Origin of the sequence: Mesorhizobium sp. M0663 (genome assembly GCF_040320585.1) — a bacterium.
Classification (GTDB): Bacteria; Pseudomonadota; Alphaproteobacteria; order Rhizobiales; family Rhizobiaceae; genus Mesorhizobium.
Genome location: NZ_JAMYPX010000009.1, coordinates 146,760 through 162,258, shown reverse-complemented (window position 1 = coordinate 162,258; position 15,499 = coordinate 146,760). Strand labels below are relative to the sequence as shown.

The following is a 15,499-nucleotide window of genomic DNA, read 5'->3' as shown; positions in this document are numbered from 1 at the left end:
CCGGCATCACCTGAATATCACACGACCTACCGCGTCTTGCCGCGCAGGGCAACGATGGCCGCCGCCGTCTCCTCGATCGAACGGCGGCTGACGTCGATCATCGGCCAGCCATGCCGCGTGCATATCTGGCGGGCATAGGTGAGCTCTTCCGCGATCGCGGCACGGTCGACATAGTCGGTCGGCTCATAGGCGCTGGTGCCGAGAATGCGGTTCTGCCGGACTTGCGATATGCGTTCGGCGGTGGCGACCAGGCCGACGATCAGCGGCCTCCTGGCATTGACCAGGGTTTCGGGCACCGGCACGCCGAGCACAATCGGAATGTTGGCGGTCTTGATGCCGCGATTGGCGAGATAGATGCTGGTCGGCGTCTTCGAGGTGCGGGAAATGCCGACGAGCACGATGTCGGCATCGTCCATATTGGCCGGCAGCTGGCCGTCATCATGCTCCATGGTGAAATTGAGCGCGTCGATGCGGCGAAAGTATTCAGCGTCCAGCACATGCTGGGCGCCGACGCGGCGGCCGGCCGGCGTGCCGAGATAGGACTGGAACACCGTCAGCACCGGCTCCAGCACCGAGACGCAAGGCAGGCCCATGGCCGCGCAGCGTTCGTCGATACCGCGGGCAAGCTTCTGGTCGACCACCGTGTAGAGGATGATGCCCGGCTCCTCCTCGATGTCCTCGAACACCTTCGTCACCTGCTTTTCGGTGCGGATGAGCGGGTAGATATGTTCGATGGCGCGCGCGTCCTTGTATTGCGCGGAAGCCGCGCGGCCGGCGGCCAGCAGCGTTTCGCCGGTGGCGTCGGAAATCAGATGAAGGTGAAAGAAGCTCTGCGGTTTGTTCACAGGATACATTCCAGGCTGTGGGCCGATGTGGATAAGCCGGGCGGAAAACTCGGCCACCGCAAAGCGACTGTATCAGATGGCGGTTTGTCCACAATTCGATGTGCTGTCGGCTTCTCCGGGCGGTTGGGGACAAGTCCGGGGACGGAGCTTTTTGCCTTCGCTTCATCCACAGGGGCAATTTCCCTGGCGTGGCGGCAACGCATTGACTCCAGTCGTAAATTCGCGGTTTTCCACAAAGTCCTGCAATCCCGCTGGAGAAGCGCGCGACAATATGCTGGCTGGTCTTTTCGAGGGCAAAGCGGGACAGGAGACAACCACCACAACCAACAGACTCTTAGAATCATAAGATTCCTAAAAATAGAATATTTAATTATAGGGAAGCCTGGAAGGGCGAGCGCTCAATGCCTCAAGACCGGATCGTGCTGGACGTGTTGAGAGGCAAAGCGGCGTTTCCGCCGCCGCTCTGGATGATGCGCCAGGCCGGCCGCTATCTGCCGGAATACCGGGAGACGAGGAGACGGGCCGGATCCTTCCTCGATCTTTGCTACGACCCGGATCTCGCCGTCGAAGTGACGCTGCAGCCGATCGAACGCTTCGGCTTCGATGCATCGATCCTGTTTTCCGATATTCTTGTCGTGCCGCATGCGCTCGGCCGCGACGTGCGCTTCGAGGAAGGACGCGGCCCGCTGCTGACGCCGATCACGGCTGCGGAAATTGCGGCTCTCGACGGCGAAACGTTTCACGTGAATCTCGAGCCGGTCTACGAGACGGTGCGGCGGTTGCGCGCCAGACTGCCTGATGAAACGACGCTGATCGGCTTCTGCGGTGCGCCCTGGACGGTGGCGACCTACATGATTGCCGGCCACGGTACGCCCGACCAGGCGCCGGCCAGGCTGTTCGCCTATCGCGAGCCGGCGGCCTTTCTTAGGCTGCTGAAGGTGCTGGCCGATCATTCGGGTGCTTATCTGATCCGCCAGATCGAGGCCGGCGCCGACGTGGTGCAGATCTTCGATTCGTGGTCAGGCGTACTCGACGAAGCGTCTTTCGAGTTGTTCTGCGTCGAGCCGGTGGCCTCGATCGTCCGGCAAGTGAAGGCTGCCCATCCCAATGTTCCGATCATCGGCTTTCCCAAGGGCGCGGGAGATCACTATCGAAGCTATCGCCAGAAGACCGACGTGACCGGGCTGGGCCTCGACTGGACCGTGCCATTGTCGACGGCGAAGGAATTGCAGCGTGACGGCGCCGTGCAGGGCAATCTCGATCCGCTGCGGCTTGTAGCCGGCGGCAAGGCGCTTGACGACGGCGTGGGGGCGATCCTGAAGGCGCTGGGCGACGGGCCGCTGATCTTCAATCTCGGCCACGGCATCACGCCGGAGACGCCGCTCGCTCATGTCGAGCGGATGGTCAAGCTGGTGCGGAGCGCATCGTGACGATGATGGGCGCGGACAATGCGAACGGCACCAACACCGGTAAGGGCGCGATGCGCCGCGCGGCAATCGCGATCGCCATTTTCCTGGTGCTGGCCGGGCTGCTGTTGCTGTTCGGGCCCGATGATTTCTATCCCTGGGCGAAGGCGATCCATGTGATTGCCGTCATCTCCTGGATGGCTGGCATGCTCTATCTGCCGCGCTTGCTGGTCTATCATGCCGATGCCGAAAAAGGCTCCGTCCAGTCGGAGACTTTCAAGGTGATGGAGCGCCGCCTGCTGCGCGGCATCATCAATCCGGCAATGGTGATCACCTGGGCATTCGGCCTGTGGCTCGCCTGGAAAGGCTTTGGTTTTCAGGGCGGCTGGCTGCATGCCAAGATCGCTGCGGTGGTTGGCCTGTCGGCCGTGCATGGCTATCTCGCCGGCGCCGTCCGGAAATTTGCCGAAGACCGCAATGAAAAATCGGCAAGGCACTGGCGGATCGTCAATGAGATCCCTACATTGCTGATGATCGTCATCGTCGTCCTGGTTATCGTGAAACCGTTCTGACGTCTTCGGTTGCCCGCAAAAAGGCGGCTTGCTCTTTCAACCGACCGACGATAAAAGACGGGTCTTCCTTCCCGTCATGCGCCGCCCATTTATCGCTTCGGCCGCGCCCGGCATTTGTCGCATCCCGCCGATATTTTTCCCAAAGCTTACTCAGAGTCCGTCTAATGATGCAAGAAATGAAACTCACAGAGTTCAAGAACAAGAAACCGCCAGAGCTGATCGCTTATGCGGAATCGCTCGAAGTCGAGAATGCCAGCGTCATGCGCAAGCAGGAGCTGATGTTCGCGATCCTGAAGAGGCTGGCGACCCAGGATATCGAGATCATCGGTGACGGCGTCGTCGAAGTGCTGCAGGACGGTTTTGGCTTCCTGCGCTCCGCCAATGCCAACTATTTGCCAGGTCCCGACGACATCTATATTTCACCGTCGCAGATCCGGCGGTTCTCGCTGAAGACCGGCGATACGGTCGAAGGGCCGATCCGCAGCCCGAAAGAGGGCGAGCGCTATTTCGCGCTGCTCAAGGTCAACACGATCAATTTCGACGACCCGGAAAAAATCCGCCACAAGATCCATTTCGACAATCTGACGCCGCTTTATCCGACCTCGCGGCTGAAGATGGAGATGGAGGTTCCGACCTCCAAGGATATTTCGGCGCGCGTCATCGACCTGGTGGCGCCGCTCGGCAAGGGCCAGCGCGCGTTGATCGTGGCGCAGCCGCGCACCGGCAAGACGGTGCTGCTGCAGAACATCGCCCATTCGATCACCACCAACCATCCGGAATGCTATTTGATCGTGCTTCTGATCGACGAGCGGCCGGAGGAAGTCACCGACATGCAGCGCTCGGTGAAGGGCGAGGTGGTGTCCTCGACTTTCGACGAGCCGGCGGTGCGCCACGTCCAGGTCGCCGAAATGGTCATCGAGAAGGCCAAGCGCCTGGTCGAGCACGGCCGTGACGTCGTCATCCTGCTGGATTCGATCACCCGCCTCGGCCGCGCCTACAACACCGTCGTGCCGTCATCCGGCAAGGTGCTGACCGGCGGTGTCGACGCCAACGCGCTGCAGCGGCCGAAGCGCTTCTTCGGTGCTGCCCGCAATATCGAGGAAGGCGGCTCGCTGACCATCATCGCCACGGCGCTGATCGATACCGGCAGCCGCATGGACGAGGTCATCTTCGAAGAGTTCAAGGGCACCGGCAATTCGGAAATCGTGCTCGACCGCAAGGTGGCGGACAAGCGCATCTATCCGGCCATGGACATCCTCAAATCCGGCACCCGCAAGGAGGACCTGCTGGTTCCGCGCCAGGACCTGCAGAAGATCTTCGTGCTGCGCCGCATCCTGGCGCCGATGGGAACGACCGACGCCATCGAGTTCCTTATCGACAAGCTCAAGCAGACCAAGACCAACGCGGATTTCTTCGATTCGATGAATACGTAAGGGGTTGGCCGGCGCCGTCCTTCCCTTCTCCCCTTGTGGGAGAAGGTGGATTGGCACCCAGCGCCAAGCGGTTGAGGGGTGCCGGACGGAACTCCGTCGGCGCCAAGCTGGAACACCCCTCATCCGACCGAGCTTCGCTCGGTCACCTTCTCCCACAAGGGGAGAAGGGGGAGCCGCGTTGGACTCATTGCCGGTGCAACAGCCGCTCAAGCTCGTCGGCACTAGTCACCACCGGCAGGCAGACCTGCCCCGTGCAGAGCCAGGCGCCGGGCTCGGCCGTTGGCGGCAGGACGCCGCCTGGCAAGGCCGGCAGATTTGTCGCCGAGCCAACAGGCACGACGATGTCCACCCGGCGCGGGTCTGGATTTCGATTCGCAACCGGAACAAGCCTTGGATTCTCCCGTCTATCCACGATCACCAGCTTCAGCGGTTCAAGCGCCAAGGCACAGGCATTGACTATACCCGCCTGGCCATAGCCCTGGTGCTCCGCCCGCCCGCCCGCGTGCTCTGCGACTGTCCAGGCTTTTTCCCAGAGATCGAGATCGCCCGAAAGCGACGACAATCGGACCAGGGCTTCGATGATCTGGCCGGTAGCGGAAGGAATGGCTTCGTCGACATCGCCGCGGATGCGGATCGGCACATCCGCGCTGTCGGACGCGGTCAGATAGTAGCCGGTCTTGTCACTGTCCCGGTGCCAAAGCTCGAGTTGCTCAATGAAGTTCCCGGCGCGATCGATATAGTCGGGATTGCCGGTCGCCTCGAACAGTGAGATGGCGGCGTTGGCCATGGCGGCATAGTCGCTCGACAGAGCCGGAAACAGCTTCCTTGCGCCGAGCATCGAATGCGGCAGGCGGCCGTCACGTCCGGCAGCCGCAATTGCGGCAAAGGCCGCTGCCGCCGCTTCGATCCAGTCGGATCGGCCAAGCGACCGTCCGGCCTCGGCAAGGGCTGCGATCATCAAGCCGTTCCAGTCGGTCAGCGCCTTGCCGTCACGCCCGGGCCGCACGCGCTGTTCCCTCGCTGCCAGCAGCCTTTGCTTGAGCGGAACCCGAAGGTCACGATCGACGACGCTCTGCGCCTGTTGAGCATCAGTCTGGCAAATGATCGGCTTGCCTTCCCAACCATGCGGACCGGCAAGCGTGAAGTATTTGAAAAACAATGCTGAATCGTCGCCAAGAGCTGCTTCGAGCTCATCCCTGCTCCAGGTGTAGAACAACCCCTCCTCGCCCTCGCTATCGGCATCAAGGCTGGCGGCAAAGGCATCGCCCTCGACGCGCATTTCGCGCAACAGCCAGGCAATCGTCTCTTCGATTCGCAGCCGGAACAATTCCTTGCCGGTCGACGCATAGGCCCAATTGCACAAGCGGATGAGCTGGGCATTGTCGTAGAGCATTTTTTCGAAATGCGGGACCAGCCATTCGGCGTCGGTCGAGTAGCGGCTGAGTCCGCCGCCAATATGGTCATAGATGCCGCCGGCCACCATCTTTTCGAGGCTTAGGAGAACAGTGTCGCGGTGGGATGCGGTGCCGTCGCGCAGCCAGGACAGCCAGAGGCTCTGCATGAATGGCGCGTTGGGGAATTTCGGCGCGCCGCGCAGGCCGCCCAAATCGCGGTCGATCATGCCGTCAATGCCATTGGCGAGGTTCGCCAGCATGCCGCGGTCGAGCACGGCCTTGCCATGGCTGCCCGCCAGCCGCGTCTCGACATGCGTGGTCAGGCCGTCGGCACTCTGGCTAACGCTTTCTTTCTTCTCCCGCCAAGCCTTGTCAACCGCCTCCAGCACCTGGACGAAACCCGGCCGGCCGTAGCGGGCTTCGCGCGGAAAGTAGGTGCCGCCCCAGAACGGCTTGCCGTCCGGGGTCAGGAACATGGTCAGCGGCCAGCCGCCCTGCTCGCCCATCGAGGACAGCGCCGCCATGTAGATCTGGTCGATGTCGGGGCGCTCCTCGCGGTCGACCTTGATATTGACGAAGAGACGGTTCATGACGGCGGCGACGTCGTCGTTCTCGAAGCTCTCATGCGCCATGACGTGGCACCAATGGCACGCGGCGTAGCCGACAGAGAGCAGGATCGGACGCTGCAGCACCTTTGCTTCGGCCAGAGTGGCGGGCGACCATGGCCGCCAGTGCACCGGATTGCCGCTGTGCTGCTGCAGATAGGGGCTGGCCTCTTCGGCAAGCAGGTTTTGTGCAGGCAATGTCACGGCGCTACTCGATGGCGGATTGAACAAGCATAGCTAGGGCGCTTCGGCAGAGCGGGCAAATGATTTCAAAAGACTCCATCGTGGCGCTGTCGAGCGGGCGCCTGCCGGCCGGCATTGCAGTGATCCGGATTTCCGGGCCGCAGAGTCGATTCGCTGTCGAAACGATTGCGGGATCGAAGGTGTCAAACCGCGTTGCCACCTATCGCAAGTTCCGGGCGCCCGACGGATCGGTGCTGGACAGCGGCCTGGTCGTCTTCTTTGCCGGTCCCGACAGTTTTACCGGCGAGGACGTTGCAGAGTTCCATGTGCATGGCGGGCGCGCCGTTGTGGCGAGGATGCTGGAAACGATCGCCTCCTTCGACGGCGTCAGGCATGCCGAGCCTGGCGAATTCACCCGCCGCGCCTTTCTCAACGGCAAGCTCGATCTGGTCGAAACCGAGGCGCTGGCCGATCTCATCAACGCCGAAACCGAGGCGCAGCGGCGCTTTGCCGTTCACAACGCCCAAGGCGTGCAGAGCGAACTCTATCTGGGCTGGCGCCGACGGCTGATCCACGCCCGCGCGATGATCGAGGCCGAGATCGACTTTGCCGACGAGGATGACGTGCCGGGCTCGGTCGCCGATACAGTCTGGTCCGATGTCCGGGCGATGATCGGGGAAATAGAGCGCCACGTCGCCGGCTTCCGCGCTGCCGAAATCATTCGCGATGGGTTCGAAGTGGTAATCCTCGGCGCGCCGAATGCCGGCAAGTCCAGCCTGTTCAACGCCTTGGCGCGGCGCGAAGCGGCCATCGTCACCGACGAGCCGGGCACGACCCGCGACCTGCTCGAGGTGGTACTGGACCTTGAGGGGATGCGGGTAAGGGTAACCGACACCGCCGGCCTGCGCGAGGCGCCTGGCATGATCGAGGCGATCGGCATCGAGAAAGCCAGGACCAAGGCGCACAGCGCTGATCTGCTGTTGCTGCTGGAGGATCTGGCAGACCCAATCGCGATCGGTGTGCTGACGAGCGACATTCAGGCGCTGAGGGTCGGAACAAAAATTGACCTGTTGGGGGGCAAATCGCCCTCGCCCGCGGCGCACTATGATTTCGCTATCTCGACGCGGGACGGCACGGGTCTGGCCGAACTGCTGGACGAGATCGGGCGTCGTGCCGCAGTCCAGATCGGCAAGGCCGGCGATATCCTGCCGTCGCGGCTGCGGCACGTCGAGCTGCTCAACGAGACGAAACGCTTCCTGCTCGCAGCAGTGGCCAGTGGTGATCGCGGCCAGGAACTGCAGGCCGAGGAGCTGCGCCTGGCGGCGGATCGGCTCGGACGAATCGTTGGGTCGGTCGATGTCGAAGACATGCTCGATGTGATTTTTTCGCAGTTTTGTATTGGAAAATGACTCACGTGAAACATAAGGGAAGGAGCACCGGCGGTGATTCACGTGAAACACGGGCCCAAGAATAGGTGGGTACTGTTTCACGTGAAACGATCTCGCTCGTAGCGTCTCCCCTTCTCCCCTTGTGGGAGAAGGTGGCCGAGCGAAGCTCGGTCGGATGAGGGGTGTTCCAGCTTGGCATCACCTGCACTCCGTCCAGCACCCCTCAACCGTCTTGGCGCTGCGCGCCAATCCACCTTCTCCCACAAGGGGAGAAGGAAAGACAAAACGGCGCCAGGCGATCTCTGTCTGCATTGTCGGGGGCAGTCATGCGTCTGAAGCGCCCTGCGTCCTTGACAGCGCGTGCCTCCAGGGACATGTGTCGGTCCACTTGAATTCGGGATTCTGAAATGACCAATCACTATGATGTGGTTGTGGTGGGCGGCGGTCATGCTGGTTGCGAGGCAGCCAGTGCCGCTGCGCGGGCTGGCGCCAGGACGGCGCTGGTGACGCTGCGCTTCGACACGATCGGCGTGATGTCCTGCAATCCGGCGATCGGCGGCCTCGGCAAGGGCCATCTGGTTCGCGAGATCGACGCCATGGACGGGCTGATGGGGCGCGTCGCCGATGCCGCCGGAATCCAGTTCCGCCTGCTCAACCGCCGCAAGGGGCCAGCGGTGCGTGGTCCGCGAACGCAGGCCGACCGAAAACTCTATCGCCTCGCCATGCAGGCGGCAATCCGCCAGCAGGCCGGCCTCGATGTCATCGAAGGCGAGGTGCTGGATTTCGAAATCAACAACGGGGAAATCGACGACGGACGCATCGCGGCGGTGCTATTGGCGGATGGGAGCAGGTTCGCCTGCGGCGCCGTGGTGCTGACGACCGGCACTTTTTTGCGCGGGCTGATCCATATCGGCGAAAAGAAGATCGTCGCCGGCCGCATGAACGAGCAGGCGAGCATCAGCCTGTCGGCGACGATGAGCCGCGCCGGCTTCAGGCTCGGGCGGCTGAAGACCGGCACGCCGCCGCGGCTGGACGGCAGGACGATCGATTGGGCGTCACTGGAGAGCCAGGCGGCGGACGAGGACCCCGTGCCGTTCTCGCTGCTGACCGATCGCATCGAAAATCCGCAGATCCATTGCGGCATTACCCGAACGACCAATGCAACGCACGAGCTGATTCGCGCCAATCTCGGCCGCTCGGCCATGTATTCGGGGTCGATCGAAGGCGTCGGGCCGCGTTATTGCCCGTCGATCGAAGACAAGATCGTCAAGTTCGGCGACCGCGAAGGCCACCAGATCTTTCTGGAGCCGGAAGGGCTGGACGACGACACGGTGTACCCGAACGGCATTTCGACCTCGCTGCCCGAGGATGTGCAACTCGACATCCTGAAGACCATTCCGGGGCTGGAGCGGGCAACCATGCTGCAGCCGGGCTATGCCATCGAGTATGACCATGTCGATCCACGCGAGCTCAAGCCAACGCTGGAAACCAGGCGGATCGCCGGCCTTTTCCTCGCCGGCCAGATCAACGGCACCACCGGCTACGAGGAGGCCGGCGCGCAAGGGCTGCTTGCCGGCTTGAATGCAGCGCGCAAGGCGTCGGCGAGCGAAGAAATCGTGCTGAGCCGCACCGAAGCCTATATCGGCGTGATGGTCGACGATTTGACCAGCCGCGGCATCGCCGAGCCGTACCGCATGTTCACCTCGCGGGCCGAGTTCCGGCTTTCGCTGCGAGCCGACAACGCCGATGAGCGGCTGACGCCACTGGCGATAAGGCTGGGGATTGCCTCGCCGGAGCGGATGCAGCGGTTCAACAATGGTATGCAAGACCTTGAGAAGGCGCGACAGCTCGCCCTCGGCACCACCATGACCCCCAATGAGGCAGCGCGCCATGGGCTCGAAATCAACCGGGACGGCGTCCGTCGCTCGGCCTATGAGTTGCTGGCCTATCCCGGCGTCGACATCGCTTGGCTGGCGCGGGTCGATCCGGCTTTCGCGGCGATCGACAGCAAAACGGCCGAACGTCTTGAAACGGAAGCCAAATATTCTGTCTATCTCGACCGCCAGCAGGCCGATGTTTCGCAGATCAGGCATGAGGAGAGCAGGCTTATTCCCGAGTCGCTCGACTTTGCTTCTGTTCCCGGCCTGTCGAACGAGTTGAAGCAGAAGATGCTGGCACGCCAGCCGCGCTCGATTGCCGATGCGCAACGCATGGAAGGCATGACGCCGGCGGCGCTGGCGATTATTGTCGCCCATGTCCGCAATGCCGAGGCGGCCGCGCGAAAGCAGGTCGCGTGAGCGCTGCGTCCTGGGCAAACCTGCAGACGGCAGCGGGCCCGGTTTCACGTGAAACATTCGATCGCCTGGTCGAGTTCGAGGCCGTCTTCCAGAAATGGAACCGCCGGATCAATCTGGCCGCGCAATCGACGCAGGACGATGTCTGGCGCCGCCACATCCTCGACAGCGCGCAGCTGGCGCGAATCAAACCAGAGGCGAAGCGCTGGGTCGATCTCGGCTCCGGCGGTGGGTTTCCGGGCCTTGTGCTGGCCTTTTTGCTTGCCGAGCGGGACGGCGCCGGTATCGACCTGGTTGAAAGCAACCGGAAAAAAGCATCGTTCCTGCAAGCGGTCATCGGACAGTTCAGCCTGCCCGCCAAGGTTATCGCGCGCCGCATCGACGACAGCTATCCTCTTGTTCCTGCACCGCAAATCGTCACAGCCAGGGCACTCGCCTCGCTGCCGGCTTTGCTCAACCTGGCGGCACCGTGGCTGACCAAGGGGTCGCGCGGCCTGTTTCACAAAGGCCGGGATTACCGCGCCGAATTGGCAGAAAGCGCTCAACGATGGTCTTTCGATCTGGTAGAACATGCCAGTGCAACCGACGCGCAGGGCGTCATTCTCGAAGTATCCGACTTGCGACAGCACCCTGGCTTGTGACCGGCGACCCAAATGAATTTCTGGCATAGACCCATGATGAAGAACGGCCCCCGAATCATCACCGTCGCCAACCAGAAGGGCGGCGTCGGCAAGACGACGACGGCCATCAATCTGGCCACCGCGCTGGCGGCCATAGGCGAACAGGTGCTGATCGTCGATCTCGACCCGCAGGGCAATGCCAGCACCGGGCTTGGCATCGACCGGCGCGACCGCAGCGTCTCGTCCTATGATGTGCTGACCGGCGAGCTGGATCTCGAAGCGGCGGCGATCCCGACGGCGGTGCCTGGCCTGTCGATCGTACCGTCGACGCTCGACCTGCTCGGCATCGAGATGGAAATCGCCTCGGCGCCGGATCGGGTGCTGCGGCTGCGCAACGCGCTGCGGGCTTCGGCCGAGCGCTCGGCCAACTTCGGCTATGTGCTGATCGACTGCCCGCCGTCGCTCAACCTGCTGACACTGAATTCGATGGCTGCGGCCGATTCGGTGCTGGTGCCGCTGCAGTGCGAGTTCTTCGCGCTGGAGGGCCTGAGCCAGCTTTTGGAGACGGTCGAGCAGGTGCGCCGCTCGATCAACCCCGACCTGACGATCCAGGGCATCGTGCTGACCATGTTCGACGGGCGCAACAATCTCGCCAACCAGGTGGTGCAGGATGTGCGGGCGCATATGGGCGACAAGGTCTATGAAACCGTCATCCCGCGCAATGTCCGCGTTTCCGAGGCGCCATCCTATGGCAAGCCGGCGATTCTCTACGACCTCAAATGCTCGGGCAGCCAGGCCTATCTGCAGCTTGCTTCGGAAGTCATCCGCCGCGAGCGCAAATTGCGTGCTGCCTGAACAATAAGCCGATTCGACACCGAAACGATCTGGACGGACGATGAACGAAGACCCTTCGAGGAAAAGACTGGGACGGGGACTGGCGGCGCTGATCGGCGAAATCGATCGCCCGGCGGCACCGGAAAAGCCCGGGCTGGCGGCCGACGGCAAGGTGCCGATCGAGTTCCTCAGCCCCAATCCCAAAAACCCGCGCCGGCATTTTGGCGACGCCGACCTGACCGATCTCGCCCAGTCGATCCGCGAACATGGCGTGGTGCAGCCGGTGGTGGCGCGGCCGTCGAAAACCCAAACGGGCCGCTACGAGATCATCGCCGGCGAGCGTCGTTGGCGCGCGGCGCAACGCGCCGGGCTGACCGAAATCCCGATCATCGTACGCGACGTCAACGATCGCACGGCGCTCGAACTGGCGATCATCGAAAACGTCCAGCGCACCGACCTCAACCCGGTCGAGGAGGCGCTGGGCTATCAGCAGCTGATCGACGACCACGGCTATACCCAGGCCGATCTCGGCCAGGTGATCGGCAAGAGCCGCAGCCATGTCGCCAACACGCTGAGGCTGCTCAAGCTGCCCGACGTCATCCGCGACATGCTGGTCGACGGCGCGCTCTCGGCCGGCCACGCCCGTACCCTGGTGACGGCCGACGACCCGGCCGGGCTTGCCAAGCGGATCATCGACGAAGGGCTTTCGGTGCGCCAGGCCGAAGCCTTGGCGCAGATGCCGGTCGGCGCGCCGGCGGCAAAGCGCCAGCCCGCCGCACCGCCGCAAAAGGATGCCGACACGCTGGCGCTGGAGCGGCTGATGACCAGCACGATCGGCATGATCGTCACGATCGAGCACAGCCAGCGCGGCGGCGTGATCAGCGTCGCCTACCGGACGCTGGAGCAGCTTGACGAGCTTTGCCGAAGGCTGAAGCGGGAGTAGGTAGGTTGCTAAAATTAGCCGGCAAATAACGTTTTGCTGCCGCGCGGTGATTGGCGAAATCGTCGAAGTAGTTAATCTCCCCCCTTGAGGGGGAGATGGCCGGCAGGCCAGAAGGGGTCGTCAAATTTCAAGCGCCCACGTCCTCTGTCTTCGCGGAAGGGGCTGGTGTTCTACGCGCTGTGACCCCCTCTGTCGCCTTTGGCGACATCTCCCCCTCAAGGGGGGAGATTAGGTGCGCTGCGCCAGCCTTGCGCTCTCCACGGCGATGCCGAGCAGGGCCTGGCGTGCCAGCGCGACCGACAGATCCGGCCGCCGGCGTGTCTGCAGGACCGCCGTCTGCAGGCGGGCCAGCGCGCGGCCGAGCGCCTCGCTGCTCCACCGTTCGAGGGCTTTCTCGACCAGCTTGCGCCGGGAGAAAAACACCGGCGGGCGCGCCGCGGCAACGACCGAAGCGGCATTGCGGCCGCCGGCGTCCATCAGGCCGCGCATCGCCTGAATCGCCTGCAACTGCCGCATCGCCGATGAAAGTACCAGAAAGGGCTGGCCGCCGGACTGGCAATGGCGGGTGAAGGCGGTGTCGAAGTCGGCGATCCTGCCTTCGAGCAGGGCGTCGACCGCCGCGTCGAAGGAGAGGCCCGAGACATCGCCAGACGTCGCCTTGACGTCGTCGAGGCCGATTTCGGCCTGGCCATGCGCGTAAAGCACCAGCTTCTCGATCTCGCCGCGCGAGGCCAGCCGGTCGCCGCCGAGATTGCGGCGCAGCGCCTGCCGCGCCTCCAGCGTCATCGACATGCCGGCCTTGCGCAGTTCGTCGTCGATGACCGTGTCGATGTCCCTGGCCTCATCGGCGTAGCAAGGCAGAGCCATGGCATTGTCCGCCGCCTCCACCACGGCGCGCAGGCCGACGCCCTTCTTCAGGTCGCCGGCCTCGATGAGGATGATGGCGTCCCGCGCGGGCTCCGACGTCAGCGCCTTGACGTCATCGGCAAGCGCCTTCTGAGCGCCGGCGTTGCGCACCCATAGCAGGCGCCGCTCCGAAAACATCGGCACGGTGCGGGCCTCGTCGAGCAGGCGGCCCTCGTCGCGATCGACTTCCGATCCGTCCAGCCTGACGACCGAGAACGGATCGTCAAGCGGCAGGCCGGTCTTGCCGGCAAAGGCCTTTGCCCGCTCGGCAACAAGCCCGCGATCGGGACCGTAAAGCAGCACGATCGAGACGCGCGGATCCGGCTTCGCGAGCCATGCATCGACCTCGTATGCTTTCTTTTGTGCCATGGGCGCTGATTAGCATGACGCGGGCGCGGGGTGAACGGAGGGCTGGGGGATTGTTTCGAGACGCCGGAGGGGCAGCACCCCCCTCTGTCCTGCCGGACATCTCCCCCCTCAAGGGGGGAGATTGGCAGTTTCGCCGACAGCTCTCCCTTAATACCCTCGGTAATTGGCGAAAGCCGAGATGAGGGCGCAATCTCCCCCCTTGAGGGGGAGATGTCCGGCAGGACAGAGGGGGGTGCGAAGGAACTCCGACAGAGGGATCTTGCCACCAGGAATGTCTTCTCATGCGCCAGATCGGCCCGGGCCATTCGCCAAATTGCGCGCCGGCGCGGAAGATCGACAAGAAATTTCGCCGACATATCTCCATCCTGTCTGCCGCGGGCAGTAGCCAGCGGCAGCGAAGCCTCGCCCGACGAATTGGCACTGGTCTGGCGGTGTGCAAATATCCTGGCCGGGCAACAGTGGAGGACCGAGATCATGGCCGATGCCGGAATGCTGCGCTTCCATGTTCCGGAACCGGAAGTGCGGCCGGGCGGGACGCCGGATTTCTCTAATGTGAGCATTCCAAAAGCTGGCTCGGTGCCGCGCCCGAAGATCGACGTCGACCCGCGCGACATCCGCGATCTGGCCTTCTCGATCATCCGCGTGCTCAACCGCGCCGGCGAGGCGGTCGGGCCGTGGGCAGGGCTGCTTTCGAACGACGAGTTGCTGGAGGGGCTGCGCCATATGATGACGCTGCGCAGCTTCGATGCGCGCATGCAGATGGCGCAGCGCCAGGGCAAGACCTCTTTCTACATGCAGCATCTCGGCGAAGAGGCAGTGAGCTGCGCCTTCCGCAAGGCGCTGTCGCGGGGCGACATGAATTTTCCGACCTATCGGCAGGCAGGCCTGCTCATCGCCGACGGCTACCCGATGGTCACGATGATGAACCAGATCTATTCGAACGAGGCCGATCCGCTGAAAGGGCGGCAATTGCCGATCATGTATTCGTCGAAGGAGCACGGCTTCTTCTCGATCTCCGGCAATCTGGCGACGCAGTACATCCAGGCGGTCGGCTGGGCGATGGCCTCGGCGATCAGCAACGATTCAAAGATCGCCGCCGCCTGGATCGGCGATGGCTCGACCGCCGAGTCCGACTTCCATTCGGCGCTGGTGTTCGCCTCGACCTACAAGGCGCCGGTCGTGCTCAACGTCGTCAACAACCAGTGGGCGATCTCGACCTTCCAGGGCATCGCCCGCGGCGGTTCCGGCACTTTTGCCGCCCGTGGGCTCGGCTTCGGTATTCCGTCGCTGCGCGTCGACGGCAACGACTATCTCGCCGTCCATGCGGTGGCCAAATGGGCGGCGGAACGGGCGCGCAGCAATCTCGGGCCGACGCTGGTCGAATACGTCACCTACCGCGTCGGCGCCCATTCGAGCTCCGACGACCCGTCGGCCTACAGGCCGAAGGCCGAGTCCGACGCCTGGCCGCTCGGCGACCCGATCGTCAGGCTGAAGAACCATCTCATCCAGCGCGGCGTCTGGTCGGACGAACGCCACGCCCAGGCCGAGGCCGAAATCCTCGACACGGTGATTTCGGCGCAGCGGGAGGCCGAGCGCCACGGCACGCTGCATGCCGGCGGCAAGCCCTCGGCGCGCGACATGTTCGAGGGCGTCTATGCCGAGATGCCGCCGCATCTCAGGCGCCAGCGCCAACAGGCAGGGGTCTGA

At 63.5% G+C, this 15,499-nt stretch carries 12 protein-coding genes; 9 read left to right on the top strand and 3 right to left on the bottom strand.

Annotated elements, in window-relative coordinates; genetic code table 11:
* Positions 1-26: 26 nt before the first annotated feature.
* Positions 27-845: a pyruvate, water dikinase regulatory protein gene (locus NKI54_RS18305; RefSeq protein ID WP_352453668.1), complete on the bottom strand. Its 819-nt coding sequence runs from the start codon at positions 843-845 to the stop codon at positions 27-29.
* A gap of 401 nt (positions 846-1,246) precedes the next feature.
* Between NKI54_RS18305 and hemE the strand changes: the two genes are divergently transcribed.
* From hemE to rho, 3 genes are all read left to right on the top strand, one after another.
* Positions 1,247-2,275: a uroporphyrinogen decarboxylase gene (gene hemE, locus NKI54_RS18300; RefSeq protein WP_352636496.1), complete on the top strand. Its 1,029-nt coding sequence runs from the start codon at positions 1,247-1,249 to the stop codon at positions 2,273-2,275.
* A gap of 2 nt (positions 2,276-2,277) precedes the next feature.
* Positions 2,278-2,823 (top strand): protoporphyrinogen oxidase HemJ, encoded by a 546-nt coding sequence (gene hemJ, locus NKI54_RS18295; RefSeq protein ID WP_031211566.1) that lies wholly within the window; start codon positions 2,278-2,280, stop codon positions 2,821-2,823.
* 167 nt (positions 2,824-2,990) lie between these two features.
* The gene (gene rho / locus NKI54_RS18290) at positions 2,991-4,256 is read left to right on the top strand and encodes a transcription termination factor Rho (protein WP_023675925.1); all 1,266 of its coding nucleotides are present in this window, start codon (positions 2,991-2,993) and stop codon (positions 4,254-4,256) included.
* Positions 4,257-4,440: 184 nt separating this feature from the next.
* Here rho and NKI54_RS18285 read toward each other — a convergent pair whose 3' ends face one another.
* On the bottom strand, positions 4,441-6,459 hold the full coding sequence (locus NKI54_RS18285) for a thioredoxin domain-containing protein (protein WP_352692103.1): 2,019 nt from the start codon (positions 6,457-6,459) through the stop codon (positions 4,441-4,443).
* A gap of 59 nt (positions 6,460-6,518) precedes the next feature.
* Between NKI54_RS18285 and mnmE the strand changes: the two genes are divergently transcribed.
* The 5 genes from mnmE (at position 6,519) to NKI54_RS18260 (ending at position 12,517) form a co-directional block, all read left to right on the top strand.
* Positions 6,519-7,847: a tRNA uridine-5-carboxymethylaminomethyl(34) synthesis GTPase MnmE gene (gene mnmE, locus NKI54_RS18280; RefSeq protein ID WP_352692102.1), complete on the top strand. Its 1,329-nt coding sequence runs from the start codon at positions 6,519-6,521 to the stop codon at positions 7,845-7,847.
* A gap of 386 nt (positions 7,848-8,233) precedes the next feature.
* Positions 8,234-10,123, top strand: coding sequence for a tRNA uridine-5-carboxymethylaminomethyl(34) synthesis enzyme MnmG (gene mnmG / locus NKI54_RS18275; protein ID WP_352636493.1), 1,890 nt, complete (start codon positions 8,234-8,236; stop codon positions 10,121-10,123).
* Positions 10,120-10,761 (top strand): 16S rRNA (guanine(527)-N(7))-methyltransferase RsmG, encoded by a 642-nt coding sequence (gene rsmG / locus NKI54_RS18270; protein WP_023675929.1) that lies wholly within the window; start codon positions 10,120-10,122, stop codon positions 10,759-10,761. Before mnmG ends, rsmG begins: the two co-directional genes overlap by 4 nt.
* A gap of 33 nt (positions 10,762-10,794) precedes the next feature.
* Complete coding sequence (locus NKI54_RS18265; protein WP_352636492.1) at positions 10,795-11,595, top strand: ParA family protein; 801 nt, start codon at positions 10,795-10,797, stop codon at positions 11,593-11,595.
* A 40-nt stretch (positions 11,596-11,635) separates the two neighbouring features.
* The gene (locus NKI54_RS18260) at positions 11,636-12,517 is read left to right on the top strand and encodes a ParB/RepB/Spo0J family partition protein (protein WP_352636491.1); all 882 of its coding nucleotides are present in this window, start codon (positions 11,636-11,638) and stop codon (positions 12,515-12,517) included.
* 228 nt (positions 12,518-12,745) lie between these two features.
* Here the strand turns inward: NKI54_RS18260 and holA are convergent, their stop codons facing one another.
* Positions 12,746-13,792 (bottom strand): DNA polymerase III subunit delta, encoded by a 1,047-nt coding sequence (gene holA, locus NKI54_RS18255; RefSeq protein WP_352692101.1) that lies wholly within the window; start codon positions 13,790-13,792, stop codon positions 12,746-12,748.
* Between the two features lie 474 nt (positions 13,793-14,266).
* Here holA and NKI54_RS18250 point away from each other — a divergent pair, with 474 nt between their 5' ends.
* Positions 14,267-15,499, top strand: a complete 1,233-nt coding sequence (locus NKI54_RS18250; RefSeq protein ID WP_352692100.1) for a 3-methyl-2-oxobutanoate dehydrogenase (2-methylpropanoyl-transferring) subunit alpha — start codon at positions 14,267-14,269, stop codon at positions 15,497-15,499.

Coding starts and splice junctions, on each gene's coding strand:
- NKI54_RS18265 (WP_352636492.1), top strand. CDS start 10,795: ATGATGAAGAACGGCCCCCGAATCATCACCGTCGCCAACCAGAAGGGC.
- holA (WP_352692101.1), bottom strand. CDS start 13,792: ATGGCACAAAAGAAAGCATACGAGGTCGATGCATGGCTCGCGAAGCCG.
- rho (WP_023675925.1), top strand. CDS start 2,991: ATGCAAGAAATGAAACTCACAGAGTTCAAGAACAAGAAACCGCCAGAG.
- hemJ (WP_031211566.1), top strand. CDS start 2,278: ATGATGGGCGCGGACAATGCGAACGGCACCAACACCGGTAAGGGCGCG.
- mnmE (WP_352692102.1), top strand. CDS start 6,519: ATGATTTCAAAAGACTCCATCGTGGCGCTGTCGAGCGGGCGCCTGCCG.
- NKI54_RS18250 (WP_352692100.1), top strand. CDS start 14,267: ATGGCCGATGCCGGAATGCTGCGCTTCCATGTTCCGGAACCGGAAGTG.
- mnmG (WP_352636493.1), top strand. CDS start 8,234: ATGACCAATCACTATGATGTGGTTGTGGTGGGCGGCGGTCATGCTGGT.
- NKI54_RS18260 (WP_352636491.1), top strand. CDS start 11,636: ATGAACGAAGACCCTTCGAGGAAAAGACTGGGACGGGGACTGGCGGCG.
- hemE (WP_352636496.1), top strand. CDS start 1,247: ATGCCTCAAGACCGGATCGTGCTGGACGTGTTGAGAGGCAAAGCGGCG.